The 26520-nt window shown below is 46.3% G+C and carries 24 protein-coding genes and 1 pseudogene; 9 read left to right on the top strand and 16 right to left on the bottom strand.

Features of this window, described 5'->3' with window-relative positions; all coding sequences use genetic code 11:
- The 4 genes from lpxC to argJ all read left to right on the top strand — a co-directional run.
- Window positions 1-779: UDP-3-O-acyl-N-acetylglucosamine deacetylase (gene lpxC / locus MED297_RS22355; RefSeq protein WP_008047464.1), on the top strand; the 779-nt coding region annotated here is incomplete at its 5' end.
- A 4-nt stretch (window positions 780-783) separates the two neighbouring features.
- Window positions 784-1704, top strand: a complete 921-nt coding sequence (locus MED297_RS17930; RefSeq protein WP_008047462.1) for a M23 family metallopeptidase — start codon at window positions 784-786, stop codon at window positions 1702-1704.
- A gap of 167 nt (window positions 1705-1871) precedes the next feature.
- On the top strand, window positions 1872-4595 hold the full coding sequence (gene secA / locus MED297_RS17925; protein WP_008047461.1) for a preprotein translocase subunit SecA: 2724 nt from the start codon (window positions 1872-1874) through the stop codon (window positions 4593-4595).
- A 13-nt stretch (window positions 4596-4608) separates the two neighbouring features.
- Window positions 4609-5832, top strand: a complete 1224-nt coding sequence (gene argJ / locus MED297_RS17920) for a bifunctional glutamate N-acetyltransferase/amino-acid acetyltransferase ArgJ (RefSeq protein ID WP_008047459.1) — start codon at window positions 4609-4611, stop codon at window positions 5830-5832.
- Window positions 5833-5850: 18 nt separating this feature from the next.
- On the opposite strand, the gene yacG is transcribed toward argJ, so the two are convergent.
- The 5 genes from yacG to pilB are packed head-to-tail and all read right to left on the bottom strand — an operon-like array spanning window position 5851 to window position 10447.
- Complete coding sequence (yacG, locus tag MED297_RS17915) at window positions 5851-6051, bottom strand: DNA gyrase inhibitor YacG (RefSeq protein ID WP_008047457.1); 201 nt, start codon at window positions 6049-6051, stop codon at window positions 5851-5853.
- A complete protein-coding gene (gene coaE / locus MED297_RS17910; RefSeq protein ID WP_008047455.1) occupies window positions 6048-6650 on the bottom strand; it encodes a dephospho-CoA kinase in 603 nt (200 codons plus the stop codon). Before coaE ends, yacG begins: the two co-directional genes overlap by 4 nt.
- Window positions 6647-7522, bottom strand: coding sequence for a prepilin peptidase (locus MED297_RS17905; protein ID WP_008047453.1), 876 nt, complete (start codon window positions 7520-7522; stop codon window positions 6647-6649). Before MED297_RS17905 ends, coaE begins: the two co-directional genes overlap by 4 nt.
- A complete protein-coding gene (locus MED297_RS17900; RefSeq protein WP_008047451.1) occupies window positions 7522-8745 on the bottom strand; it encodes a type II secretion system F family protein in 1224 nt (407 codons plus the stop codon). The genes MED297_RS17905 and MED297_RS17900 overlap by 1 nt, the downstream gene beginning before the upstream one ends.
- A 10-nt stretch (window positions 8746-8755) precedes the next feature.
- A complete protein-coding gene (gene pilB, locus MED297_RS17895; RefSeq protein WP_008047449.1) occupies window positions 8756-10447 on the bottom strand; it encodes a type IV-A pilus assembly ATPase PilB in 1692 nt (563 codons plus the stop codon).
- Window positions 10448-10679: 232 nt separating this feature from the next.
- Here pilB and MED297_RS17890 point away from each other — a divergent pair, with 232 nt between their 5' ends.
- On the top strand, window positions 10680-11162 hold the full coding sequence (locus tag MED297_RS17890) for a pilin (protein WP_272912042.1): 483 nt from the start codon (window positions 10680-10682) through the stop codon (window positions 11160-11162).
- A 17-nt stretch (window positions 11163-11179) separates the two neighbouring features.
- Window positions 11180-13000: a hypothetical protein gene (locus tag MED297_RS17885; RefSeq protein WP_154650999.1), complete on the top strand. Its 1821-nt coding sequence runs from the start codon at window positions 11180-11182 to the stop codon at window positions 12998-13000.
- 167 nt (window positions 13001-13167) lie between these two features.
- On the opposite strand, the pseudogene MED297_RS17880 reads toward MED297_RS17885, so the two are convergent.
- The 7 genes and pseudogenes from MED297_RS17880 to nadC form a co-directional block, all read right to left on the bottom strand.
- Window positions 13168-14281: pseudogene (locus MED297_RS17880) on the bottom strand (IS3 family transposase).
- 415 nt (window positions 14282-14696) lie between these two features.
- Window positions 14697-15518 carry a class I SAM-dependent methyltransferase gene (locus MED297_RS17870; RefSeq protein ID WP_008047439.1) on the bottom strand — a complete coding sequence of 274 codons (822 nt, stop codon included), beginning with the start codon at window positions 15516-15518 and terminating at the stop codon, window positions 14697-14699.
- Window positions 15515-16447, bottom strand: a complete 933-nt coding sequence (locus tag MED297_RS17865; RefSeq protein WP_008047431.1) for a lysylphosphatidylglycerol synthase domain-containing protein — start codon at window positions 16445-16447, stop codon at window positions 15515-15517. The genes MED297_RS17870 and MED297_RS17865 overlap by 4 nt, the downstream gene beginning before the upstream one ends.
- Window positions 16444-17247, bottom strand: coding sequence for a class I SAM-dependent methyltransferase (locus tag MED297_RS17860; protein ID WP_008047430.1), 804 nt, complete (start codon window positions 17245-17247; stop codon window positions 16444-16446). Before MED297_RS17860 ends, MED297_RS17865 begins: the two co-directional genes overlap by 4 nt.
- A 41-nt stretch (window positions 17248-17288) precedes the next feature.
- On the bottom strand, window positions 17289-18356 hold the full coding sequence (locus tag MED297_RS17855; protein ID WP_040557601.1) for a glycosyltransferase family protein: 1068 nt from the start codon (window positions 18354-18356) through the stop codon (window positions 17289-17291).
- Window positions 18357-18370: 14 nt separating this feature from the next.
- Window positions 18371-19228, bottom strand: a complete 858-nt coding sequence (locus MED297_RS17850) for a glycosyltransferase family 2 protein (RefSeq protein ID WP_008047426.1) — start codon at window positions 19226-19228, stop codon at window positions 18371-18373.
- 52 nt (window positions 19229-19280) lie between these two features.
- Window positions 19281-20144: a carboxylating nicotinate-nucleotide diphosphorylase gene (gene nadC / locus MED297_RS17845; RefSeq protein WP_008047425.1), complete on the bottom strand. Its 864-nt coding sequence runs from the start codon at window positions 20142-20144 to the stop codon at window positions 19281-19283.
- A 240-nt stretch (window positions 20145-20384) separates the two neighbouring features.
- Between nadC and ampE the strand changes: the two genes are divergently transcribed.
- A complete protein-coding gene (ampE, locus tag MED297_RS17840; protein WP_008047423.1) occupies window positions 20385-21188 on the top strand; it encodes a regulatory signaling modulator protein AmpE in 804 nt (267 codons plus the stop codon).
- Window positions 21189-21304: 116 nt separating this feature from the next.
- Window positions 21305-22252, top strand: coding sequence for a thioredoxin-disulfide reductase (gene trxB / locus MED297_RS17835; RefSeq protein ID WP_008047414.1), 948 nt, complete (start codon window positions 21305-21307; stop codon window positions 22250-22252).
- A 128-nt stretch (window positions 22253-22380) separates the two neighbouring features.
- On the opposite strand, the gene minE is transcribed toward trxB, so the two are convergent.
- From minE to MED297_RS17815, 4 genes are all read right to left on the bottom strand, one after another.
- Complete coding sequence (gene minE / locus MED297_RS17830; RefSeq protein ID WP_008047411.1) at window positions 22381-22635, bottom strand: cell division topological specificity factor MinE; 255 nt, start codon at window positions 22633-22635, stop codon at window positions 22381-22383.
- The gene (gene minD, locus MED297_RS17825) at window positions 22635-23444 is read right to left on the bottom strand and encodes a septum site-determining protein MinD (RefSeq protein ID WP_008047410.1); all 810 of its coding nucleotides are present in this window, start codon (window positions 23442-23444) and stop codon (window positions 22635-22637) included. The genes minE and minD overlap by 1 nt, the downstream gene beginning before the upstream one ends.
- A 150-nt stretch (window positions 23445-23594) precedes the next feature.
- Window positions 23595-24263, bottom strand: a complete 669-nt coding sequence (gene minC, locus MED297_RS17820) for a septum site-determining protein MinC (RefSeq protein WP_008047408.1) — start codon at window positions 24261-24263, stop codon at window positions 23595-23597.
- Window positions 24264-24272: 9 nt separating this feature from the next.
- The gene (locus MED297_RS17815; RefSeq protein ID WP_008047406.1) at window positions 24273-25763 is read right to left on the bottom strand and encodes a helix-turn-helix domain-containing protein; all 1491 of its coding nucleotides are present in this window, start codon (window positions 25761-25763) and stop codon (window positions 24273-24275) included.
- Between the two features lie 291 nt (window positions 25764-26054).
- Here MED297_RS17815 and MED297_RS17810 point away from each other — a divergent pair, with 291 nt between their 5' ends.
- A complete protein-coding gene (locus MED297_RS17810; RefSeq protein WP_008047405.1) occupies window positions 26055-26426 on the top strand; it encodes a hypothetical protein in 372 nt (123 codons plus the stop codon).
- The last annotated feature ends 94 nt before the right edge of the window (window positions 26427-26520 follow it).

Genomic DNA, 26520 nt, shown 5'->3' with positions numbered 1-26520 from the left:
TCGAAATCAAAGCCCATGCCCTGAACGTGGGCGATACAACCCTGTCTACAACTCTGGTTAACGGAGATGCGACAATCGATACCGTCGAGCACCTGCTGTCAGCATGTGCTGGTTTGGGTATCGATAATGCCTATATCGAGGTCAGCGCGCCGGAAGTGCCGATTATGGACGGCAGCGCTGGGCCTTTTGTTTTTCTGCTGCAGTCCGCAGGTATTGCCGAGCAGAACAAAGCGAAGAAATTCGTCAGAATTCTGAAACCTGTTGAGGTTCGCGACGGGGACAAGATTGCCCGCTTCGAGCCACACGATGGGTTCAAAATTAAGTTTACGATCGACTTTGACCATCCGGTTTTCCGCAGCCGCAGTCAGCAAACGGAGTTCGACTTCTCAACGTCGGGTTTTGTGAAAGAGGTCTCCAGAGCCCGTACTTTCGGCTTTATGAGAGATTTCGAGTATCTGCGAGCGAATAATCTGGCGCTTGGTGCCAGCGTTAATAACGCGATCGCTGTGGATGATTATCGGGTCCTTAACGAAGATGGGCTTCGGTACGAAGACGAGTTTGTTAAACATAAGGTATTGGATGCTGTCGGCGACCTGTACCTGTTAGGGCACAGCCTGATTGGTCAGTTCACCGGCTACAAATCCGGTCACGGACTGAACAACATCCTGCTCCGTGAACTACTGAAGCAGCCCGAAACCTGGGAGTATGCTACCTTTGATCAGAATGAGGTCGAGGATTTACCGATAGCTTATTCGCCGGTAATTGCAGCAGGGCAGTAGTTTCATGAATATTATCATCGTCAGTAAACGTCATGGTCGATCCAGGATGGTTTCATCTTGGGTCTTAGCGCCGGTTTTTTTGCTGTTGCTGACGATTGTGTCCGGATTGGGATACCTGACTTATCAGTCTCTAACTCCGGAAGAGCAGGTTATTATCGATGCGAAAGCTACCGAGGAGTGGATTGATCGCGTTAAATCCCAATCCGAAGAGCTTGATAAAACCCGCGTATACACCGAAGAGCAGATCAATGCGCTGAGGGTTCGCCTGGCTGAGCTTCAGGCGCGATTAACTCGATTAGATGCGCTTGGCGAGCGATTGGTCGATGTGGCCAGTCTTGATGAAGGGGAGTTTGACTTCTCATTGCCACCCGCCGTGGGCGGCCCGGAGTCCGGCGGCATCGACTACACTCCCCCCGATTTCGTTTATGTCCTTGACGAGCTTGCTTCACAGATTGCGAATCGTGAGCAGCAGCTGAACGTCCTTAATTCACTGTTAGGTGACCGTAAGATTCAGGCAGAAACATTTGTCGCTGGTCGTCCCATCAGTCGGGGTTGGATGAGCTCCCGTTACGGATATCGAAACGATCCTTTTTCGGGCAAGCTTGCCTGGCATGACGGTGTCGATTTTGCCGGCAAAGATGGCACTGATATTGTTTCAGTCGCATCGGGTGTCGTAACCTGGGCGGGTTCTCGCTATGGGTACGGCGAGCTGGTTGAAATCAACCATGGTAATGGCTATGTGACCCGCTATGCACATTGTAAAGAAGTGTTAGTTGAAGTCGGCGATGTGGTCAAAAAGTCCGATATTATCGCTTTGATGGGCAGTACCGGTCGGTCTACCGGGCCGCATGTCCATTTTGAAGTGCTGCTGAACGGTAAATCTGTAGATCCAGCAAAATACATTAACCGCGTTGCTCGCTTTTAAGCCAGTCTTTCCCTGTAACGAGAGCCGGAGCCTTATCTCCAGGGCTCTTGTTATCGTAAAAATTTGATCCGCCTCCCTTTTCCCTACAATTTCAAAGACATTGCCCCTTGCTATCTGTATAGTAATCCCAACTATAAATGCTTGAATTTAAACAGAATCGTTCCGCTATGTTCACCACAATTGCCCGCAAAGTGATCGGAAGTAAAAACGATCGCGAAGTTAAAAAATTTAATAAAATAGTTCAGAAAGTTAATGCTCTGGAGGATGAGTACGCCTCGTTGAGCGATGAAGGTATTGTCGAGAAAACCCAATCGTTTCGAGAGCGCCACGAAAAAGGTGAAACTTTGGATGCTCTGCTGCCGGAGGCGTTTGCTCTGGTGCGAGAGGCGAGCAAGCGTTCCATGGGGTTGCGCCATTTCGATGTGCAGCTGATCGGCGGTATGGTTCTTCATCAGGGCAAAGTGTCTGAAATGAAGACCGGTGAAGGTAAAACGTTGGTCGCTACCTTGGCCGCTTATCTGAACGCCATTCCGGGCAAGGGTGTTCATATTGTTACGGTCAATGATTATCTGGCTCGACGGGACAGTGCCTGGATGGAGCCTCTTTATAATGCGCTTGGCATGTCGGTGGGCGTTGTGGTCAGCCAGCAGGACCCGATTGAAAAGCGCCAGGCGTACGAAGCGGACATTACTTACGGGACCAATAACGAGTTCGGGTTTGATTACCTGCGTGACAATATGGCATTCCGTATTGAAGATAAGTTTCAGCGTGGGCACGCTTTTGCCATTGTCGACGAAGTCGATTCGATTCTGATTGACGAGGCCCGAACGCCGTTGATCATTTCCGGTGCCGCTGAAGACAGCAGCGCGCGATACATTGAAATCAATAAACTGATTCCGAAGCTGACTCGCGGTTATCCTGCCAATGAAGGTGAAGAAGCCGTCCCGGGTGATTTCGAAGTCGATGAAAAACAGCGCAGCGTTGAGTTGACTGAGCAAGGGCATGAGCATGTAGAGCGATTGTTGAACGAAGCCGGTTTACTGCCGACTGGTGAAAGTCTCTACGCGCCGTCCAATCTTATTTTATTTCACCACATCATGGCTGGTGTACGAGCGCATCACCTGTTCCAGAAGAACGTTGATTACATTCTGCAAAACAATCAGGTTGTTATTGTCGACGAGCATACTGGCCGAACCATGCCAGGTCGGCGTTGGAGCGACGGTCTCCATCAGGCCGTTGAAGCTAAAGAAGGCTTGGACGTCCAGAAAGAAAATCAGACGTTGGCTTCAACGACCTTCCAGAACTACTTCCGTTTATACGGTAAGTTATCCGGTATGACCGGTACCGCCGATACCGAAGCATTTGAGTTGAACGAAATCTATGGTTTGGATGTCGTTGTAATTCCGACGAACAAACCAATTGCTCGTAAAGACGCCAACGATCTGGTTTACCTTAACGAGAATGACAAATACAACGCCGTCATAGAAGAAATTAAATCGGTTGTAAAAGAAAAGCGCCCAGTCTTGGTCGGGACGGCATCTGTTGAGGCATCAGAGCGTATTTCAAAAGCACTTCAGAAGGCTAAGATTCAGCACAATGTATTGAATGCAAAGCAGCACGATCGGGAAGCCGATATTATTGCTCAAGCAGGTATGCCCGGTGCGGTGACCATTGCCACCAATATGGCTGGTCGAGGCACCGACATTGTTTTGGGCGGTAATCTGGAAGCCGAACTGAAAGCCCTCGGGGATGCCTCTGACGATAAAATCAAGGAAGTGAAAGACGCACACCAATCTCGTCAAAAAGCTGTTTTAGAGGCTGGCGGACTTCACATTATCGGTACTGAGCGACACGAGTCACGGCGTATCGATAACCAGTTACGTGGTCGTGCGGGACGACAGGGTGATCCAGGCTCTTCACGATTCTTCCTGTCACTCGACGACAACTTGATGCGCATTTTCATGCCAGCGAACATGAAAAATATGTTCTCACGTCTGGGTATGAGCGAAGGCGAGCCTATCGAAGCTAAAATGGTCTCAAATGCCATCGAAAAAGCACAACGTAAGGTTGAAAACCGTAACTTCGATATTCGTAAGCAGTTGCTTGAATACGATGACGTAGCCAATGATCAGCGTACAGTGGTTTACTCACAGCGTGACGATTTGATGGCGGCAGAGTCTATTGAAGACATCATTAACAATATCCGAAAAGATGTCGTTGACGAGTTGATTAGTAACTATGTGCCACCGCAAAGCTTGCATGAGCAGTGGGATATTGAAGGTCTGATGAAAGCGCTGGAGTCCGACTTGGGCGCCAAAATTGATGTCCAGTCCTGGCTTTATGAGGATGATCACCTGGCCGAAGACGCCATTCGAGAGCGTGTTCTTGAAGAGTTGGTTAAGGTTTATAAAGCCAAAGAAGAGGTGATCGGTTCTGAGAATTTCCGCAAGTTCGAAAAGCAGGTCATGCTTCAGGTTCTGGACCAGCACTGGAAAGAGCATCTTTATAACATGGATCATTTGCGCCAAGGCATTCACTTACGTGGCTATGCGCAAAAGAATCCAAAACAGGAATATAAGCGCGAGTCGTTTGAGTTGTTCCAGAACCTTCTTAATGAAGTGAAGTACCAGACGGTCAAGTATTTGTCTCTGGTTCAGGTACGAACGCCAGAAGAAGCTGAAGCCGAAGCGCGCCGTCGACAAGAAGCGGCGAAAGCCCGCATGAAGTTTGAGCATGCCAAAGCCTCGGCATTAGCAGAAGGTAGTGACGAAGAATCGGCAGCCGCTGAAAAGCCTGCGCCCGTTCGTGCCGGGCAGAAAGTCGGCCGGAATGAACCCTGTCCATGCGGTTCAGGGAAAAAATACAAACAGTGTCATGGCAAGTTGAGCTAACGAGGACGTTTTCATGGCAGTCGGTCAGGGTATGGATTCAGTATTATTACCGGTGCAGGGTGTTTCTTCCGGTGTTGCTTGCGCGGGTATCAAACAGACAGGTCGGCGTGACCTGGTTGTTTTTGAGTTATCGCCAGGGTCGACCGTCGGCGCCGTGTTTACTAAAAATGCATTCTGTGCGGCACCGGTGACGGTGGCCAAACAACACTTGGCATCCGATAAACCAATTCGATTCCTGGTCATTAACACAGGTAATGCTAACGCGGGCACTGGCCAGCAGGGCATCGATGATGCCATTGAAACCTGTAACCGACTGGCAGCGATGAGATCGCTGGAACCTGAACAGGTGTTGCCGTTTTCCACCGGTGTTATCGGTGAGTATCTGCCTATGCATGCGATTGTTAACGGACTTCCCCAGGCGCTGTCATCACTGATGACTGATAATTGGCTTGAGGCTGCTCAAGGTATTCTAACGACGGATACCCGTGTTAAAGGCGCTTCCAGGCAGTTCGAGTTTGAAGGTGAAACCATTACTGTCACAGGTATTGCCAAAGGCTCGGGAATGATTAAGCCAAACATGGCGACCATGTTGGCTTTTGTTGCTACCGATGCGAAGGTTTCTGACGCGTTAGTTCAACAAATTGCAGCGGAAGCGTCTGAGCAGAGCTTTAACCGCATTACCGTGGACAGTGATACGTCAACGAATGATGCCTGCCTGGTGATGGCTACCGGGCAAAGTAATACGCCGGTTATCGATTCCGTTGAACAACCGTTTTACGGCTATCTGCTTAAAACGGTAAAAGAGGTTATGCTCAGTCTTGCTCAGCAGATCATCCGGGACGGTGAAGGCGCAACCAAGTTTATTGAAGTCGCGGTAGCTGGGGCTAATAATACTGATGAGGCTTTGAAAGTGGCCTATTCTGTCGCGGAAAGCCCATTGTTTAAAACCGCGATGTCAGCGTCCGATGCTAACTGGGGGCGTATTTTAATGGCAGTTGGTAAAGCCGATGTTGAAAGTTTGAACGTCGAACAGATCGATGTTTATCTTGGGGATGTTCAGATCGTGTCCCAAGGGCAGCGTGCTGATTCCTACACAGAAGAACAGGGAAGCGCGGTGGTCGCTGAAGAAGAAATACAAGTACGTATTGAACTGAATCGAGGTTCAGCTAGCGAGAGCGTTTGGACTTCAGATCTTTCTTATGAATACGTCCGTATCAATGCCGAGTATCGAAGCTGAAGAGCCCTTGGTGCCTCACTAGTCTTTCGGGAGCTTGAGCATCTGCTCCAAGTCTTCCGACAGCATTTCTTCTGCCGCGGGTTTGCCATCGATACGATGGTTCTCGCTGGCCCACTCTCCAAGATCAATCAATTTGCAACGCTCACTGCAAAACGGACGGAATTTATTGTCTTTTGAGTAGGTAATCTGTTTTTGGCAGGTTGGGCAGGCGTACTTCATAAAAACTCCGCATTTTCAGCCATTAGTCTGAGCACTTGATCTAATCTGAGTACTTGATTTTTCAAGTCATCGACCGACAACGAGTTATCGAGAATATAGTCGGCACGTTGAATTTTTTCCTGCCGGGGCATTTGGGTATTGATGATTCGTTGGATGTCGTCGGATGTTGCTCCGTCGCGACTGGATGCGCGGCTGAGCTGCATGTCTTCTGGGAGATCCACTAGAATCGAGCGATGGCATTTTTTATCAAGATCATTTTCGAATAAAAGAGGGGCTTCCAGTAGTGCATAGACTGACGTTGCAGTGTTCAGACGAGAAAACATCTCTTCACGAATCAATGGGTGTAACAACGCTTCCAGCCATTTTTGTTCAACTGGATTATTGAAAATGATGTTGCGTAGTGCGCGTCGGTCCAGCTCCCCGGATTGCAGTACATCATCGCCAAAATGTTCATGTATGGCGGTAAGAGCTGGCGTACCAGGTTGTACGATGTCGCGATTGACCTGGTCGGCATCAACAACAACGATTCCGAGTTCCTGAAATAACGCGGAGGCTGTGGACTTCCCACAGCCAATACCGCCGGTTAAACCAACGATCATACAAAGGAACCCAGATACCAGTTCATGATGGACTCACCCCAGAAAATATAGACGACGGCTGCACCGCAGAGGTAAGGGCCAAATGGAATGGGGATCTGGCGATCGCGTCCCAGTGCTAGAATCATCGTTATACCAACAACTGCACCAACCAAAGAAGACAGCAGGATGATCATGGGTAATGCGATCCAGCCGAACCAGGCACCAAAGGCTGCAAAGAGCTTAAAGTCCCCGAAGCCCATACCCTCTTTACCTGTCGTGAGTTTGAATAGCCAATACACACTCCAGAGCGTTAAATAGCCAGCAACCGCTCCTATGACCGAATCGTTTATGCTGACAAAGGTATCATTGAGGTTTAACAGTAAACCCGCCCATAACAGCGGAAGGGTCATTGAATCCGGCAGCAGATGAGTATCGAAATCGATCATTGTCAGGCTGATCATCAACCACATGAATACAATAAGGGCGAAGGCTTCCAGTCCCCATCCGAACCGCCAGGCCACGGCCGCAGAAAGCATAGCCGAAGTCAGTTCGATAATAGGGTAGCGCGGTGAGATGCCTTGTCGGCAGCTGGAACATTTACCTCTTAGAAAGAGCCAGCTAATGACCGGTATGTTTTCCCAGGCTCGAATTTTATGACCACAATGCGGACACGTTGAATCGGGCTTAACGAGATTAAACGCCGGTTCGGCTTTTAGCGCATTAAAGCGTTTTTCATCCTCTTGAAACTCAGCAATTTCCAGTTGCCAAGCTTTTTTCATCATAACTGGAATACGGTAAATGACGACGTTAAGAAAACTGCCAACAAGTAGACTGAAAATAAAAACGGTCGCTGTGAAAGCGACCGCGTTTTGGGATAAGTATTCAAAAAACATTAGATAGCAGAACCCATCTGGAAGATTGGTAGATACATGGATACAACTAAGCCGCCAACGACGACGCCCAAAAACGCCATGATCATCGGCTCCATCATAGCGGTCAGCCCTTCAACCTGGTTGTCTACCTCTTCTTCATAAATAATTGCGGCTTTTCCCAACATGTCGTCAAGCGCGCCGGACTGTTCACCAATGGACACCATTTGCACCAGCATTGAAGGAAACACCTCAGTATCTTTCATCGAAGTTGCCAGTTCCGAACCTGTTTCGACTTCATTCCGAACTTGCATGATCGCGCTTTCATAAACGATGTTTCCTGAAGCCCCAGCCGCTGATTCTAATGCTTGTACCAAAGGAACGCCTGCTGCAAAGGTTGTCGAGAGTGTTCTGGCATATCTAGCCATGGCAGACTGGTATAAAATCGGTCCGAAAACTGGAAGCTTTACAGATAGCCGTTGTACCGCATGTCTGAATGGTTTTGAACGTTGGTGAGCTTGCTGAAAACCGATGGCGATCGCTAAAATTATGCTTCCCCATATTATTCCATTTTCCTGCAGGGAACTGGACATGTTCATTACAATCTGTGTCGGAACAGGAAGATCCGCGCCAAAGTTTGAAAACATTTCAGCAAAAGTTGGTACAACTTTTAGTAATAGGATGATGGTGACGATAGCTGCGACAACAAGAACGGTAGCAGGATACTTCATTGCCGATTTGACTTTCTTTTTAACGGCTTCTGATTTCTCTTTGTAGATTGCCACTCGGTCTAACATGGTTTCGAGTGCGCCTGCTTGTTCGCCCGACTCAATCAATGAGCAATAAAGATCATCGAAGTACTTAGGGTGTTGACGCAGTGCAGATCCAAAACTGCCACCACCAGCAACGTTGTTCTTCATGCTGGTTACCAGTTCAGCCATCTTGGGGTTATCAAGGCCCTCTGCAACAATTTCAAAGGATCTCATCAATGGAACACCAGCTTTCATCATCGTAGCCATCTGGCGAGTAAATACCGCTATGTCTTCAGTTTTTACCTTTTTTCCACCAAAAAGGTTGATGTCTGCACGTTTTTTTTGCAGCTTCTTAACCTTAATCACACCTTGTTTTCTTAGTTCTGCTTTGATCAATGCTGGATTGGTGCCTGATATTTCACCCTTACGGGTTTTACCAGAACGATCTGTGCCTTCATAAGAAAACATCGATACTTTTGCAGTACCAGTTGCCATACTTGCCTACCTAATCGGTTGTTACTCGGTTTACTTCTTCCAAACTTGTAACGCCGGAAGCTGCCTTTACTAGACCAGATTTTCGAAGACTATTGAAGCCTTCTTTTGCGAATTGTTCATTCAGTTGGATAGAGTTTCCTTCTTCCATGATAATCCTTGATACCGCAGGAGTAATGCGAACTACTTCATATATCCCGACGCGCCCCTTATAGCCTTTATTACAGCTATCACAGCCAACAGGTGTATATAATGTTGCTGTCTTTGCCAGTTCTGGGCTAAAACCCTCTTTTTCAAGAACATCTAGGGGGATTTCGGCTGGAGCTTTGCATTTGCTGCAGAGTCGACGTGCTAAGCGTTGTGCAATAATCAGATTGACTGTAGTGGCAAGGTTAAACGCTGGTACGCCCATGTTTAACATTCGCGTCAGGGTCTCACCAGCGCTGTTAGTATGCAAAGTAGACATGACCATATGGCCTGTCTGAGCGGCTTTAATGGCAATGGATGCTGTTTCTAAGTCTCGAATCTCGCCAACCATGATGATGTCTGGGTCTTGACGAAGAAAAGATCTCAACGCCGCGGCGAAATCTAAACCGACTTTATTGTTTACATTAACCTGGTTAATCCCTTCAAGGTTAATTTCCACAGGGTCTTCAGCCGTGGAAATATTAATGCCTTCTCTGTTAAGGATATTAAGCCCGGTGTACAGAGAAACGGTTTTCCCGGAGCCAGTTGGCCCGGTTACCAAGATCATACCTTGTGGCTTTTCTAGCGCCGTTAGATACATATCTTTTTGCTCTTCTTCATAGCCTAATGCGTCAATGCCCATTTTCGCAGAAGATGGGTCTAGGATACGCATGACGATTTTTTCGCCAAAAAGTGTCGGAAGGGTGTTTACCCGAAAATCGATAGCTTTGTTCTTAGATATCTTTAACTTAATCCTCCCATCTTGTGGGACCCGGCGCTCTGAGATGTCTAAGTTTGACATCACTTTAAGACGAGCCGCCATTTTGGGGCCAAGGCCGATGGGGGGTTTGGCAACATTCTGTAAAACTCCGTCAATACGGAATCGCACTCGGTAAGTTTTCTCATAGGGTTCAAAGTGAAGGTCTGAAGCCCCTTTTTTGATGGCGTTTAGGAGCATTTGGTTGATGAAGCGAACAACGGGGGCGTCGTCTGAACCGTCTGCTACCGTGTCTTCGTCATCTTTGGACTTAGTATCGACGACGTCAAGGTCATCTAAACCCTCGTCATCCAGGTCATCAAAGGCATCGGAGGCGTCATCTGTGACCTTTTCTATGGCTGACTGGAGCTTCGACTCATCAACGAGAACGGACTCTATGCTTAAGCCCGTATGGAACTTGATCTCATCAATGGCGATTAGGTTTGTCGGGTCTGAAACGGCCACAAAAAGCCTGGTACCGCGCTTTATCAAGGGTATTGCGTGATGCGCTAAAATTAAATTGTTGGCTATTAAATCTCGTGGATATTGCTCGAAATCGTAGGCGTCCAGGTCAAAAATCGGTGAGCCGAACTCGTCTGCAGCCAGCATGGCGATTTTAGTTGAGTTGACCAGGTCGTTTTCTACCAAATATGGGACAAGTCCTCGCTTTTCCCGGGAAGATTCTTTTGTTGCGGTTAGAGCCTCATCTTCTGATAAGAGTCCCTCACTGACCATTCGCCGGGCTAACCCACCTAAAGACATTGTCATACGCTGTTCACTAAAGGTTCTATTTGCTTAGAGTATAGCTTATGAGCTGCAAATAAATAGAGGAACTACTTCACTCAGAGTTAAACAAGGAGTGACCATTTTGGTCACATTTTGACTAGTTGGAACATGTTGGAATTGCCTTTTTAAAAAAAACTTCAACAAATGCAGCGGTTTGGTGTTTGGCACGCATTCTGCTAATGTTCTTTCGGCGAACAGGTGTGGTTTCTTGGAAGCTGCATTTTCACAATACGCATTTGGAGTCGTTAAGATGAAAAAGCAAAATGGTTTTACTTTGATTGAATTGATGATCGTTGTTGCGATTATCGGTATTCTGGCGGCTGTCGCTCTGCCTGCTTACCAAGATTATATTACGCGAGCTAAAGTGTCTGAAGTAATGGGTCTGGCAGCTGCCGCTAAGACTTCCGTTTCTGAGTACTATGTTTCCATGGGTTCGATGCCAACCAATGCGGGTGCGGCCGGTGTGAACTTAAACAACGCCCAATCTGGTTATGTAAACTCTATTGCTTTCTCACGTACCTCTACCAATGTCGCGCAAGTGGCATACGGGATTGATACGACGGGCATAGGTAATACTTCAGCAAGCGGTACGGTTATTATGGTTGGTACGGGCGCAGCTTCTGTTGGTGTTTCTTGGGATTGCACATCCTCTACAGTTGATTCTAAGTACCTGCCAGCTAACTGTCGTTAATGAAAGTTAGTAGGCGCTTGTTTGAAAGCCGGATAGTTTTTATATCCGGCTTTTTTTTGGTTCTCTTTCTTTCATGGTTGATTAACAGTCCGCTTCAAAATCTGCCGTTTATCCTTGATGACCACAGCAACTTAAGTTTGATGAGCCAAGTTGATTCATACGATGATATTTGGGGGATGGCAAAGTTTGTTCTAACAAACTCAAGTGGAACTTTAGGTCGCCCGCTTTCAATGGCATCGTTTTTAGTAGACGATTTTTCATGGCCAAGTTCGGCAAGTGCCCATCGTGCAACTAATATTGCTGTTCATTTAATAAATTTGTGTTTAGTAGTAATGATTGGTTTTAGGCTGAGTTCTGTTGTGCATAACAATGTCGCTTTTTTTTGGTTGACATTAGGTGTGGCGTTATTCTGGTCTATAGCACCAGCCAATATGGGACCAGTTATTTCTGTTGTGCAAAGAATGACATCCTTGTCTTCGCTTTTTATGCTACTTGCAATCTATGTCTTCTCAGTTTGGCGTTTGAAGGATGTGGGTAGAGACAGATTTGCTACTGCTTTCGTGTTATTGATCATACTGTTTATAGCTGCCTGCCTGTCTAAGGAGACAGCCGTTCTTTTGCCTGGGTATATTTTGATACTAGAGTTCTTGATTAGGAAGGTTGGGCCTAGTAAGCCAGCCTACTATCGGTACTTTGTCCTGTCGACTAGCGTAATCTACCTGATTTCTATACTTGCGATTAATGTATATTATTTTCAGAGCGACTCAGAGTGGTTTGTCCGTGATTTTACTGCTGTAGATCGGATTTTGTCTCAACTCGTTATTATTCCGATTTATGCCGCAAAGTTACTTACGTTGCGAGTTACTGGAACCGGGCTTATGGTCGGACACTCAGATTTGGAGATATGGTTTTCTACCATAAATGTCTTGTACGCGGCAGTTTTTTGGTTTGTTTTAGTTTTGTTGCTTGTGAAAGGTCCGCTCTTTTTAAAAGGTTGTATGTTGTGGTTTATTAATGGTCACTTACTTGAGTCTGTTGCAGTTCCATTGGAGTTATATTTTGAACATCGCAACTATATCGCGTCAATTGGGCTGTATTCGGCAGTGGCTTATGGTTTGTATATAACTTATGACCGAAGTCGCAAATTGGCATATGTGGCAATATTGATAGCGATGTTATTAAGTTTAAATGTGTTTTTTAATAATCGAATATCATATACAGAAATTGAATATGCAGCTGTTTCTGCTGTTGAGAACCCCTATTCTTCAAGGGCTTGGAATAACTATATTCAAGAGTTGGTTAGTATGAACCTTGATGACAAAGTTATTTTGGCTGCCGATAATCTACCGTCAAAAAGCCGAGAAAGAGTGAAGTTTATTTTAGGGTGTAGAAACGATCAAGAAGAATTTGATATATCTAAAATTTTGGGACATCCAATTGATGCGAGTTATATTAGTTTTGTTCGAGCTGTAATCGAAAATACAGAAAATGGACTGTGTGCCGCGGATATCGATGATTTAGCTAGAGTGATTCAGATTGATTTAAACGAAGTGCAAGCAAAGAGCTACATAAAGTCAGTATTGTATTCTGAACTTGCATTCATATATTCGGTCAAAAGGGATTTAAATAAAACGATGCAATCAATCGATTCTGCGATTGCGCTGTATCCTAATAGCAGCTATTACAAGCAAAAAGCTCAATGGGCTTTATCGGCAGGTTTAGATTCGATAGCCATAGAAGCATTGAAAGCCGCGCTTGATGCACCTAGTAGATGCAAGTATTGGACTAAGCCGTGTGATCTTGAGATACAACAGAGTTTAAATGCAATCGTTAAGTAAGTGCGTGGTGTTGCAAGTTTTTTCAAGGAATATTATTAATAACTTCTTATGGATGCAGTGTAAGAAATCTTATAGGGCTCTTCGTAAAACATTGTGGAAATCCAGTACAATCGAGGCCTGACTGCACCAGGTTTATAAGGAGCCGATTCTGTGTGTCAACTTCCCCGTTAATGACACAGTTCTAAACTAGAGTTTTCCAGTTCCAGTGTCTGCCGATAGATGCTTGGTGGTACCCCCCCCAAGGCTATCGTGCGGCCTTTCTTCGTTGTAATTGATCCGCCAGTGCCAAGACATTTCCTGAACCTGCTGAACGGATTCGAACAGATATACGTTTAAAAACTCGCGTCGGAATGGCCAGTAAAGCGTTCAGCAAACCGATTCTGAGTTCGCTTGCCTGGCTGTATGTGGCAAAGCTCAACATCATTTTCTTCACACCAATCTGTCAGTGTTGCTGAGATCAGTTCCGGACCATTGTCTAGGCGTATCTGCTTAGGCAAGCCTCTATCACGTTTCAGTTGCTTCAATACACGAACCACTCGATCTGCTGGCAGCGAGGTATCCACTTCAATGGCTAAACACTCTCGCGTGCCTTCATCAATCACGTTCAGAGTACGGAAGTGCTTCCCGCAATACAGCGTGTCGTGCATGAAGTCGAGCGCCCACTGGTGATTCGGTTTAGCCAAAACCTCCAGCGGCCTCGCAATGCGTTTAGGCAGTGTTCGCTTCACTCGCCGTGGTTTGTTCAGGCCCATGGCCTTATACACTCGGTACACGCGTTTGTGATTGAATGACATGCCTTTACGTTGCATGCGACCGAAGATCTTCCAGAAGCCCGCCTGAGAAGACTTCTTCAGTTCAGCATTGATCGCGTCAATCACATCGGCATCGGCCTTACGCCAATCTTTCGGTTCTCGGTAAAAGCTGGCTCTCGACAGGTTCGCCAATTGACAGGCCTTCACAATCGACAAACCAATATCTTTAAAGAACTGAGCGGCTTCTCGCCGCTCATCCGTTACCAACCCTTTTTTTAAACAGTTCTTTCATTGCTTCATTTTCGAGGCTGAGTTCGGCGAACATCTTTTTCAGGCGACTGTTCTCTTCTTCAAGTTCGCGCAGACGCTTAATGTCCGATGCTTCCATACCACCGTACTTGGATTTCCAATTGTAATAGGTGGCGTTGCTGATACCGAGTTTACGGCACAGTTCTTCAATCTTCATCCCAGAATCGCCTTCTTTAAGAATGCTGATGATCTGAGACTCGCTAAAACGTGATTTTTTCATAATGGTCTCCTGAGGTCATAATCTCAGAAAACTCTAATTCTGTCTGTCTCAGTTTAAGGGGAGCTGACAGTATAACCCCAATGATGAAACTGGAGCGCACTGCTTAACCTTCTACTTTTAGCTTCTGTTAAAAATGGGGGGGATTACCGTCGATTTGTGAGTTGGGAGTGTTCATAGCGCAGACTTATTGTCGAATTGACTGTAGGGTTGGTTTTGACATGTTATTTAAGCTGACGAGTATTATTCTATTGCTGAATATTTAGCCAAAAAGTTGGTCGCCGATCATATCATCTAATGGCTATTCAGCATCGGATTTTAGTGTAAATCAAAGCGCCATATACATAATACAGTAAGCAGAGTTCGAGGTCGCATGAAAGGGGGTTGCGTCGTTAAAAAGGAAGTCGGTATTGAACTATCAGTTAGTTTTCTTGCAAATTACAACTAAGTTAATTGATTCTTTTGACGGAACCCCTAGTTTAATACCATCACTGGTGTAAAGAGGCGTTTCAATGTTTAAATGCTTTTTCTTCTTGGGAAGCAAGCTAATAATGTTATGTAGAGCATTTAAAAATGCAACTCTTACCCTCGTTGGGTATATTTTAAGCGTCAGGATTAACGTGACCCATTTAATCTTTTTGCATCGGTTAAGTTCTACATTTGCAATTTCAGGGATTGCCCCCATTCTAGTTGCCTTTGCAATTTTAAACTGTTTTCCAGCTAGCGCCTTCAACTCATCTAAACTGTACTCTACTAAATGCCATCGGTTCCAAGGTTGTTGAATACACAGGAGCCTATTAGCTTTGTCTGGTGTAATAATAATTAGAGTTCCATTTGGCTTTAGTATGCGTTTAGCTTCTTGTAGGTATGAGTCCGGGAGCTTTACATGTTCAATGACTTGAAATGATAATGCGGTGTCAAAAGAGTTGTCACTGAAAGGTAGTGGTTCGCTACTGCTTATCTTCATGAAGGTAGTGTTGTTATTACCGTAGCGCTCTTGAGCATAAAGAACCGCTTCATTTGACACATCTACACCAGTATAGTTCTTCGATACCTTGGTTATAAATGTGCTCCCATAGCCAGACCCGCAGCCGAGATCAATTACTTTCTTATCTTTGCAATAAGGTAATGCTAGTTCGTAACTGGCTTTATGAAAGAGATATATAACGTAACCTGAGTGTGTGGTTATGTAGGTTTCTTCGATTAGCCGTTCCCCAGTCGTTTCAATATTGTTTTTCATGGTTTTTTGCTAACTGCGCTAGCGATTAGTCCTGTAAAGAAAATTAGGAGATCTCCGAGCATTGTAGATAGGCGTACACACAATGCAAGAATAACAAGTGTGCTATCGGGAGCGTAATCATTTAATAGCATGAGGAATAGTGCCTCTCTAGTTCCGATGCCTGCAGGAGCTCCAATGGTCAAAAAGCCAGCTAGCCAAGACAGTGCGAATGCCGAAGTGCAAAGTGCATAGTTCAAGTTGTCGTTACTCGAAATGCTGGTATAGATAAGCCAAACTCCAGCTCCTATTAAGGCATAGTTTATACAATACGCTAGATATGGCTTTAAAAGGGGTTGGTCGAAATACAAGAATACAATCTCTCTTGTTTTATGGTAACGGTTAGGTGACCTAATAGCCCATATTGTAAGTATCGCCATACAAATCAATGACATAATAACTAGTATAGCAACCATCATGGATGGTTTGGTGAAAGGGAGTACCTGTAAAATGGCATCCAGTTTAATAAAAGCTAAGTAACTTCCAAGTGTTAGACTCGCAATAACCGCTAATATTGATTCTGTAGAAACAGTTATCACTATGGCTTTTGTGGAAATACCTTGTTTTGTAGATAGGGCGAAGCGACCTATATGGTGCGCTATGTTCCCTGGAATATATTTCGCTAATTGAACTGAAGCTAATAGTGTGAATAAAGAGGTAAAAGTGTGATCTTCAGAGTGAGCTTTTAAAAGGGTTTTCCAAGCCCATGCAGATATCGGTACTATTAGTGCGTAGAGTATGCTGGCAGATAGTATGGCAGGTAACAGTTGTTTGTTTAGTAGATCTTTAACCTCAAGTTGAGGATTATTAAGTAGACTGAGTAATTGTAAGACGAAATAAACGATAAGGCCAAAAGTGAAAATGTAGCTGATGACTCTTAGAATTTTTTTCATGATGATTTGACAGCAATTATTAAATAGCCACTACCTATATCTTTCGATTTGAAAAGACTCTGTAGAACATAAAACAGTTTCATAATTAGATGAAATGTAGTGTGGTTCATTAGTTTAAAATATTTAGCATAGGCTTTTCTATCGATGCCGCTTTCATCAGTATGATTTTTTATGCTTTTAATTTTTTCTTTTTTCTTTAGTTGTATTTTGTAGTATAGGTTTCCGACTTTTTCTGTGAGTACCGCAAGAGGAAATCCATAGCTTTCTATATACGAGATCTCAAATCCAGACTCGGCTAAGACCTGTTTGATGTCAGCTTTATTATATCTGCGAAAGTGCCCCGCCCATATGTCGCCATAGCTAAATTTTTTTGTGTGACATGGGACTGAGATTATTAGCTTTCCAGTTTTATTTAATAGTTGATTCCATTCCGTCAAAGCTTGGGTATCATTCTCAATGTGTTCTAGCACATCGAAGGCAAATACATAATCAAAGCGAGTGTCTTCCACGTCTGATATGCTTGCATGGAGCTGGATTTTTGAATACAAATTTTTATTGATTTGATTTGCAACGCATAGTGCTGATCCGGACTTCTCGATCCCTGTGCATTCAGGTCCCATTAAAGCTAGTTCTTGTAAAAGTGTACCAGCGCCGCATCCGATTTCTAATAATTTTGATTCGTGTTCAATGGCTATTTTTTGAATTCTATTCCTTCTTAGCAAGTACCGAATGGAAGGCACCCACTCGGGCTCTCTAGAAACGAAACCGAGGGCTTCACTAAAGTATGTTTTGTTGTCCATGTGTTAGCTTTGCCTCAATTCAATACTCGTTTGAATAGTAATCAAAAAATGTTGGTTAATTTTGTTTTTATGACCGTCTTGGATAGTTCGTCATTATATAGTTTCTGGCCGTTCATGCCGATTTCAGATAATTTATTCTTGTTTTCGATGCACCAATTAATCGCTTTAGCGATTTCATTTGCACTGCCTTGCTTTATTAAAAGGCAATTGTGCTTGTCTTTAAATGAAATGTCGGTCTTGATAGAGCCAACTAATGTGGTTTTCCCTTGACATAGGAACTCTGATGTTTTTCCTGTAATTACAAGGTTAGATTGTTTTGTGTTGCCAAATGGCCCTCCAATACCGACATCGTGAGCCGGGATCACTTCACCTATAAGTTTTTCATATTCTACCCAAGGAATAACTTCAATATTTTTTCGCATTGATAGTTTTTTTAGCCGTGAAGCATACTTTTTTGAATATCCAACAAAAGTAAAGCAAGCGGATTTCTCGTCAATGCATTCAATAGAATCTATCAAATAATCGACTCCATGTAATGGTAGAAAGGAACCGTAAAACAAAAATTTAATTGGCCTGGTTGGAAAGCGGTTAGCTATAGGTTTGGGCCTTTTCTCTGATGCACCAACGGGTAATACAACAATCTTGTTGCTTGTTACTTTAAATGTGTCTGCATAGAAATTTGAATGACCAATAGTATCCGTAAGTATTAAATCAGAACTCCTAAGTACCGTTCTTTCAATAAAAAATATAGGGATGGATAAAGCTTTGCCTAATAAGCCAAATTTTGCTTCGAACCTCAATGCCATGTACGGTGACATCATTGCATCATATATGATTTGAGTATTAGGCTGGGAAAGTAGTTTGACCAACCAGAAAATTTCTGTTGATCGAAACCCCAGAATGATAATGTTCGGCTTAAAGGTTTGGACTTGCTTTTTCAGTTTACTGAAAACTTCAAAATACCTTATTAACCCACGGGATGTATTCTTGACAATTTGAAGATTTATGTGGCCAAAAGACTTGAGCTCATCTAATTGAGTTTTATTTCTTATATAGTCTGGGCTTTTGTAGCAAACAACATACATAACCCGAGTTTTTTGGTTCATCATCGTGTTTAGGTAAGCTAGATTCTTGAATAAGCTAAAGCCGAAATTTGCTCTGAAATCATGCCAAGTAATAGAATCAGAACGGAACTAGAGAGTAGCATTGCTGACATGTTTGTGAATGTGCCATCAATGCTGTACGTATAGATATATCTAGAGATGCCTAAGACGAAAAACAAAAAAGATGTTGGTAAAAATATGCGCAAAGGCGAATAGAGGCCTATAATTTTAAAAATTATGGTTAAAAACCGAAGACCATCTTTGATTGGTCGAACATGGCTTTTACCATTGTTCTTTTTGACATCCACGTATCGAAACTTTACACCATACCCCAATTTGAAAAAGCTCATGCAAAGTGTGGTCGGATATGAAAAGTAATTTGGTAATAAGCTAACCAGTCCAAGGGCTTTCTTGCGATCGACAATACGAAAACCGGAAGTTAAATCTAATATAGGTTTTTCTACTAGAAAAGTTGCTAAGCGGTTATAAAATATGTTGGCAAAGTTTCGCCAAATTGTTGACTGACTTTCAGAGCGTCGCGCTCCTATGACCATGTCGATATTTTCGTCGAGTTCTTCTATCAGTTTTGGGATTTCAGATGGCAGGTGTTGACCATCCGCGTCCATCATCACTAAATATTCACCCTTGGCCTGCCGAATGCCGGTTTTGATTGCTGCACCATTACCTCTAGAGTAAGGATGTCGTACGACTGTTGCACCAGCTTCTTCAGCGGTTTGTTTAGTGTTATCCTCTGAGCCGTCATCGATAACCAAGATTTCTGGTTTATTGCCTAGCTCTTTTATGGTCAGGAGCTCTTCAACCAAGCGCCCAATATTGCCAGCTTCGTTTTTTGCAGGGATGATAACGCTGAATTTCACAGGACACCTTTAGAACAGTTGTTAATTCTTATTTTAGCTTATTTTGGTTCTATCAACGATCAGTTTTCAACCGCAAACTCAAATCCAAAGCTGTCACATGCTTAGTCAGCTTCCCAACCGACACAAAATCGGGGTGATCCATGATCACCTCGCCGATTTTATCTAAGTCCATATTACCCGAAGATTCCAGTTTAATCCGGTGCGCGGAGAGCTTGACGGCTTCGGTTGTGCGCTGCCCGTCAAAGTTATCCAACATGATGACGTCAACCGGTTGAGCCAGGGCTTCCTGTAACTGCTCCAGGGTTTCAACTTCCACTTCAATTCGCTTATCCGGTGCGATTTCTTTGGCTTTTTGAACCGCGTTAGCGATACCGCCGCAGCCGGCGATGTGGTTTTCTTTAATCAGGAACATGTCGTGCAAACCCAGGCGGTGGTTACGACAGCCGCCGACATGAACTGCGTATTTCTGGGCCAGGCGCAAACCGGGGATGGTTTTACGGGTGTCCAGGATCACGATGTCTTTGCCCTCGACGGCCATTGCGTACTGGCGGGCCATGGTGGCGGTACCTGAGAGCGTTTGCAGGAAGTTCAGTGCAGTGCGTTCGGCGGTCAGTATGGACCGCGTATTGCCGCTGATGTCGACCAAAGGGTCGTTTTCTTTCAGGTCATCCCCATCCTGTTTCAGCCAGGTCAGCTGTAACGTTGGGTCTATATGCCGGAAGACCTCTTCAAACCATTCCCGACCGGCTAAAACGCCGGCCTCGCGCGTGATCACCTGAGCGGTAGCTTGCTGATCTGCCGGTATCAGTTGTGCCGTAATGTCGCCACTGCCCAGATCTTCTTCAATGGCAAATCGAACCGTGCGGGTCAGGTGGTCTCGTAAAACAGAGGCGTAAGGGACATCAGATGTAAACATGCATGGGTTCCGGCATTGTCAGGTGAAATGTGGCTTGGAAAGCCCTGAAGGCGCGCATTTTAACTCGGCATTCAAGCAAAGGCGATAGGTAGTTGGTATTCCGGTGAATTGGCCAACGGTGGTTGATTTTTGATCCAGTGCAGGTACTTCGAACACAGATCCATCTCCGGCTTGGTGGATTGACAAAAGTTGTCCATACTGTGCCTTGGTTCGTTTAAATAACAAAAACAGGGTTTCACCATGGGCTTTCCTGCCATCATAATCGCGTACATCGTCTCCATCAGTCTTTCCGGGCATGGCGAACCTGCCACCCGCTGGGCGCAACGCTGGCACAAGCTGCTGAGTTCGCGTAAATGGGACCCGCGCCTGGTGATCGTTTTGTTTGCTTTGTTGCCTGCCGTGGTTCTCGGAATAGTGCTTGGGCTGATTGGCAGCCGGGTTCTGGCCTTTGTGGTCTCAGTCGCGTTGCTTATTCTGGCATTTAAGTCCGGCGATCAGCCTGAAAGTGTGGCCGACTATCGACGAAAGACCGAAGCGGGCGATGATCAAGGTGCCTGGCAGCTGGCGGTCGATGAGCTCGGGTTGGAAAGACAAATGTATGAGCCCGGCGAAGAAGGTATTGAAGAAGGGATTCAGGCCGGGTTGGCCTATCTCTATCTCGAGCGCTTTTTTGTCCATACTTTCTGGTACATCGCTTTTGGGGCTCCAGGCATATTGTTGGTTTGGCTGGTTACCACCGCCGTGCAAGGTGAAGAGGCCGATGCATTTTGCCATCAGGTTAAGCAGGCGTTGTACTGGATCCCGGTGCGGTTGATGACCTTTACCCTGGCGCTGATGGGGCATTTTGCGCACGGTTTTCAGGTCTGGTTAGATCAAGTAAAGGATTTTGAGCGAGATGACCGGATGTTGCTGGTCAGCTGTTTGAAGTCTGCGCTGGGGCCGGTAAATGAAGATAACCAGCTAGAAGAAACCTTGTCGTTACTGAAGCGCACTCAGCTCGCTTGGTTGGTAGGCATCGCGTTGATGTTTATTTTTGGTTTCTGACGTTTTTTAGTATATCAGTCATAGCTTAAGTAAATGGGTATTATAGATGCAAATTTACTTGAAACTCGCGGAAGGATCGCCATTCTATGGGCAGCCGAATATTTTAGGGGAAAGTCATGAGTGAAAAACACCATAAGCTGATCGTTTTAGGGTCCGGACCAGCGGGCTACACGGCCGCCATTTACGCTGCACGGGCAAACCTGAATCCGGTTGTGATCACCGGCATGCAGATGGGCGGACAGCTGACAACGACCACCGAAGTTGAAAACTGGCCGGGCGGTCACGCCGAACTTCAGGGCCCTGAGCTCATGGAGCAGATGAAAGAGCACGCGGAGCGCTTTGAAACGGAAATTATTTTCGATCACATTCACACGACTGACCTGTCGAAGCGTCCATTTAAGTTGATCGGAGATCAAGCAACCTATACCTGCGATGCGTTAATCATTTCAACCGGTGCCAGTGCCCGATACTTGGGGCTGGACAGTGAAGAAGCGTTCAAAGGCAAGGGGGTCTCCGCCTGTGCCACCTGTGACGGATTCTTTTACCGCAACAAAGAAGTGTGTGTTGTGGGCGGAGGTAATACCGCCGTTGAAGAAGCGCTGTATTTGGCAAATATCGCGTCCAAAGTGCACGTCATTCATCGTCGAGACAGCTTTCGATCAGAGAAAATTCTCTCCGACCGCCTGATGGCGAAGGCCGCAGAAGGCAAGGTTGAGATCCATTGGGATCATACGCTAGATGAAGTGTTGGGCGACGAGATGGGCGTTACTGGTGTACGCATTAAAAGCACTAAAGACGACGGTACTCAGGAGCTGGCGTTGGATGGTTGCTTTATTGCCATTGGTCATTCTCCGAACACGCAGATCTTTGAAGGCCAGCTGGACATGGAAGGCGGCTATATCAAGGTGAAATCAGGACTGGAAGGCAATGCCACCGCCACCAGTGTTGAAGGGGTTTTTGCAGCCGGTGATGTGATGGATCATCAGTATCGCCAAGCGATTACATCGGCGGGTACTGGCTGTATGGCCGCACTGGACGCTGAGAAGTATCTGGATAACCAGTAATACAAGCCATTAGCTTCAGGCTGTTAGCTGCAAGATAATAAAAAGGCGACCGTCGCGGTCGCCTTTTTTACTTTTTCTACATTGCCATAAGTTATCGACCGGCGGTCATAATCTTGCGGCTTGCTGGCCTATTTCGGCAGATTCACATTCACTTCTAGTACGGAAAAATTACCTTCTTCGTTCAGATCAATCTGAAGCTGCTCAGGATCAATGTCCACGTATTTGCGTATGACGGCCATGATGTCGTTTTGAAGCGCTGGTAGATAATCCGGAGCATTACGCGCTCGTCTTTCATGAGCCACAATGACCTTTAGGCGTTCTTTTGCAACGCTGGCCGACTTAGGCTCCTTGTCTTTACCGAAAATATCAAAAATAGACACCATTACCCTCCAAAGACGCGCTGGAAAAGGCCTTTTTTCTGAGCTTCCAGAAATCGGTGTGGCAACTCTTTGCCGAGCAGTCGCTCCACTGTATCGCTGTAGGCTTGGCCGGCGTCACTTTTTGAATCGAGAATGACCGGATTGCCGCTATTGGACGCATTCAGAACCGCCTGACTTTCAGGGATGACACCAAGCAGCGGAACAGCAAGAATTTCTTCAATGTCGTCGATGCTCAGCATCTCACCTTTCGCGACCCGGGCCGGATCGAATCGAGTGACCAGCAGATGTTCTTTTACCGGCGTATCGTTCGTTTCTGCGCGACGGCTTTTGCTTTGCAGAATACCCAGAATGCGGTCGCTATCCCGGACGGATGAGACTTCAGGGTTGGTAACGACGATCGCTGTGTCGGCGTAATACATGGCCATAAGCGCGCCGTGCTCGATGCCCGCAGGGGAGTCACAAACAATGTATTCAAATTGTTCGGAAAGCTGATCCAGTACCTGCTTAACGCCTTCTTTAGTTAAAGCGTCTTTGTCGCGCGTCTGCGAGGCTGGCAGGATATAAAGATCGCTGCAACGTTTATCCTTGATCAGTGCTTGGTTCAATGACGCTTCACCCTGAATGACGTTGACGAAATCGAAGACCACTCGTCGTTCGCAGTTCATGATAATGTCCAGGTTGCGCAGGCCGATATCGAAGTCTACGACAACCGTTTTATGCCCGGCCATTGCCAGTCCCATACTGACCGCTGCACTCGTCGTCGTTTTGCCGACGCCGCCTTTACCCGAGGTTACAACCAGAATTGTCGCCACAGTTATTCCTTGAAATTCAGACAGTTAGCGTAGACTAATGCAAGCCTTCAGGCGGTTCAACAGATATCGCTGCCAACACGGCTGTCGGTTTGCGATTCCGGCTAGTGAACGCTGTTAGTTCAGATAGGTGTGCGGCGGTGGATCGAACACTCAGAGATAATCGATCCGGATGCTGTCACCGATCAGCGTGCAACGGGCGGCGCCTTGCCCTTCCGGGAAGTCATCTTGCACCAGGTACAGCCCTGCAATCGATATCAGTTCGGCCTGCATCTGCTGGCAAATCACTTCGCTGCTTTTATCGCCGCTGGCGCCAGCAATGGCGCGGCCACGCAAAGGACCTAAGACGTGAATGTTGCCATCAGCCGCGATTTCGGCGCCGGCACTAACCAAGCTGGTGACCAACAGATTGGCGTCACGGGCGTAGATTTGCTGACCGGAGCGAACCGGGGAGGTGACAACCTGAGTGGTTCGTGCCGTTGTTGGTGGCGACTCTTTTGGTGCAGTGCCGGCTTTGAAGTCGATCCAGGCCAGGCCGAGTTCACTGGCCAGTGGTTGATGAGACGACTTATCACCGGTAAGCGCGAAAGGCACGAGCCCCGCCGTACGGCAGGCTTGGATCAGAGACAGCAATTGCTCGGATTCTGCGGTTTCTTTCAGATCTGACAGGTCCAATACCGAAGGGGCCTGCTTAAACAGGGCAGGGGCCTGTGCAATGGTGGTGTCCAGTTGGTCTCTGAATGTATCAAGGTCCAAAGTCTGTATTGGTATCTGATGGCTGGCGACCAATCGGCCGCGGAGTCTCAGTTGGCTGGCAGTCATGAACAGTTCTCAGGCTTGATGGTCAGTCATAAAAGCATCGAGAGCGTCTTCCCGGGCCTTTTGTTGCTGGAGGGTATTAAACAGTGTTGGTTCAGCAACCCGGCTTTCACAGTCACTGAGAGGGCAGCGCTCGCAGGTCTCGTTGACGTTAGAGTCCGGTACATCCGCATCGTTCCAGAAGCCCGCTTGGCCTTTGAACGTATCGTCGATCAAAAAGCCGAGCGTCATGCCGGTATTGGTTTGTTGCCCGAGTGATTTGCTGCGAACCACGGCAATGTTGAAGAACGTTTTGCCTCGTTCTACAAAAGTACTGCGTTGGGCAGAAACCTGAACATCGTTCATCTCATGGGTTTCACTAGCCAGCTGTTTCAGGCTTGCTGTCGCCGCCCAGCGTCGACACTGATGCTCTCCCGGTCCGATAGAGCGGGGAATGAACACATTGGTCAGATTCAGTTCTTTGGTGATGTGAATAGAATCCCGGGTTAGATCGTGGTTTAACCGCATGTAATGCAGTTTATGGACACCAAAGTGGCTGGGCATAACCTGTGACATTCGGTACAGGAACATTTCAGGCGTCGAATCGTATTTTACCATGAGCGCATAGAGCGCTTCGCCGTCGAATTTGTGATTTTGTAACCAGGGTCCAAGTTCTTTAGCGATTTCCTGTTCGGGTATCAGCAACGCACCGGCAAAATAGGAGGCTTTGAAGTTGTTGAAAATCTGATCAAAGGTTTCCACCTTGACCCACGATGATGTTTGCGCTCGTTCCTTCAGTTTGAGAATCCGGTAACCCAGTTCACGTGCCAGAATGAACTTCTTCTGCTGCGGCTGAAGGCGGCTGTTGATCATGATTTTTTTAGGCGAAGGGCTGATCGACCTTAAGGGTGTGAGTTCAGGGTAATCGTTGAAGTCATCGTAAAGGATGCGGCACTGAAACTCATCGCGAAGCAACGCCTCCAGCCAGCTCTGGCTGATGCCGCTGCTGGGTGGTATGCGGTTTTGAACTCGAAAGTCGTTGGCGGCAGCTTCGAGTTCTTCAAAATAGTTGTGGTGCATTTTCTGGTACGAACGCAGGGAGGCTAATAAAAAATGTTCCACGTTCATGTCATATCCGCGGCTGATTTCTAGCAGTGTGCGAACAAAGGCGCCGGCTTTGCTTGGGGAGTCATTGACCAGATCGAATACGTCAGACAAGCCAATGCCGAACTGTTGCAGCGGAAAATCTTTCAAAACCGGGGAGTTAAGCAGCGCTGAGAGCGGGTTCAGATCATCGTCCAACTGCAGGGAGACCAGCTCATCGAAGGTGCGGTTCAGCGCATGGGCCAGTAGGACGATCTTTTCAGGTTTCGGGTATTTTTTACCTTTTTCGATCTCACTCAGGTAGGAGACTGACAGCTGAGTTCGCTCGGAAAGCTGTTTCAGTGAGAGCCCGGCATTTTGCCGGAACTGTTTGATTTTTATACCTAAAATGAAGCGCAGGCTTTCACTGTTGATTTCCATGTTTCTCTCAATTTCGCCACTAGCGAACTGATTTTAGGGGCTGACTTCGGTGAACTCAAATATTTCGTATCTGAGATCATTTCTGCCCGCGCTCTTAAGGCGCGCACTTCTGAGTTAGGTCAATAACGTGGTGTCAAATGGCGTGAGGTTTGTTACGATGATGTCACTGACGGCATAGACGTCGGAACCGCCAATCGACAAGGACAGATGGGCCGTTCCTGCTTGTAATGACGCCCTTTGGGAATCGGACAGGTAGTCAAACCAAGGATAGATTCTAAGGATCAGATTATTATGGATAAAGTGAACCGATCCAGGCGCATCAATTTTTTGATGCAGTTTATTCCGGAAGCCTTTAGCCCGGAAATCGGTGTGTATTTCGGTGAACATGTCATTCGAATCAACGGCCAGTTGTGTCTGGTTGTCAATATGGCCGGCGAAGTCGGCATCCGCGCGCTCCACCCTGCCTTAATTTCAGAACTCAGTGACGTTTGCAATAACCGGCATTGGGTGGCCCATGGTCGGGTCTATGAGCAGTGGTATCTGTTGCCAGAAGCCATGCCTTTGAACGATGCCAGAGTCCGTGGTTGGATATCCCAGGCCGCTGATGAAGTGCATCGGCTATCCCGAATCAGTGCCATTCCTAATCGGCAAGCCAAAGCTTGAGATGTGTCAGTTATAGGTAATGACACGTGGCCATGTTTGTTGCTGGTCAGGGCTGGTTACACTTCGAAACCGAAACACTGGAGAATCTGAACTA

The sequence above is a fragment of the Reinekea blandensis MED297 genome (genome assembly GCF_000153185.1).
Taxonomy (GTDB): domain Bacteria; phylum Pseudomonadota; class Gammaproteobacteria; order Pseudomonadales; family Natronospirillaceae; genus Reinekea; species Reinekea blandensis.
The sequence above is the reverse complement of the archived record's forward strand: the minus strand, read 5'-3'. Positions and strand labels throughout refer to the sequence as shown.

Coding starts and splice junctions, on each gene's coding strand:
- MED297_RS17930 (WP_008047462.1), top strand. CDS start 784: ATGAATATTATCATCGTCAGTAAACGTCATGGTCGATCCAGGATGGTT.
- secA (WP_008047461.1), top strand. CDS start 1,872: ATGTTCACCACAATTGCCCGCAAAGTGATCGGAAGTAAAAACGATCGC.
- argJ (WP_008047459.1), top strand. CDS start 4,609: ATGGCAGTCGGTCAGGGTATGGATTCAGTATTATTACCGGTGCAGGGT.
- yacG (WP_008047457.1), bottom strand. CDS start 6,051: ATGAAGTACGCCTGCCCAACCTGCCAAAAACAGATTACCTACTCAAAA.
- coaE (WP_008047455.1), bottom strand. CDS start 6,650: ATGATCGTTGGTTTAACCGGCGGTATTGGCTGTGGGAAGTCCACAGCC.
- MED297_RS17905 (WP_008047453.1), bottom strand. CDS start 7,522: ATGTTTTTTGAATACTTATCCCAAAACGCGGTCGCTTTCACAGCGACC.
- MED297_RS17900 (WP_008047451.1), bottom strand. CDS start 8,745: ATGGCAACTGGTACTGCAAAAGTATCGATGTTTTCTTATGAAGGCACA.
- pilB (WP_008047449.1), bottom strand. CDS start 10,447: ATGTCTTTAGGTGGGTTAGCCCGGCGAATGGTCAGTGAGGGACTCTTA.
- MED297_RS17870 (WP_008047439.1), bottom strand. CDS start 15,518: ATGAAAAACAATATTGAAACGACTGGGGAACGGCTAATCGAAGAAACC.
- MED297_RS17865 (WP_008047431.1), bottom strand. CDS start 16,447: ATGAAAAAAATTCTAAGAGTCATCAGCTACATTTTCACTTTTGGCCTT.
- MED297_RS17860 (WP_008047430.1), bottom strand. CDS start 17,247: ATGGACAACAAAACATACTTTAGTGAAGCCCTCGGTTTCGTTTCTAGA.
- MED297_RS17855 (WP_040557601.1), bottom strand. CDS start 18,356: ATGATGAACCAAAAAACTCGGGTTATGTATGTTGTTTGCTACAAAAGC.
- nadC (WP_008047425.1), bottom strand. CDS start 20,144: ATGTTTACATCTGATGTCCCTTACGCCTCTGTTTTACGAGACCACCTG.
- ampE (WP_008047423.1), top strand. CDS start 20,385: ATGGGCTTTCCTGCCATCATAATCGCGTACATCGTCTCCATCAGTCTT.
- trxB (WP_008047414.1), top strand. CDS start 21,305: ATGAGTGAAAAACACCATAAGCTGATCGTTTTAGGGTCCGGACCAGCG.
- minE (WP_008047411.1), bottom strand. CDS start 22,635: ATGGTGTCTATTTTTGATATTTTCGGTAAAGACAAGGAGCCTAAGTCG.
- minC (WP_008047408.1), bottom strand. CDS start 24,263: ATGACTGCCAGCCAACTGAGACTCCGCGGCCGATTGGTCGCCAGCCAT.
- MED297_RS17815 (WP_008047406.1), bottom strand. CDS start 25,763: ATGGAAATCAACAGTGAAAGCCTGCGCTTCATTTTAGGTATAAAAATC.
- MED297_RS17810 (WP_008047405.1), top strand. CDS start 26,055: ATGGATAAAGTGAACCGATCCAGGCGCATCAATTTTTTGATGCAGTTT.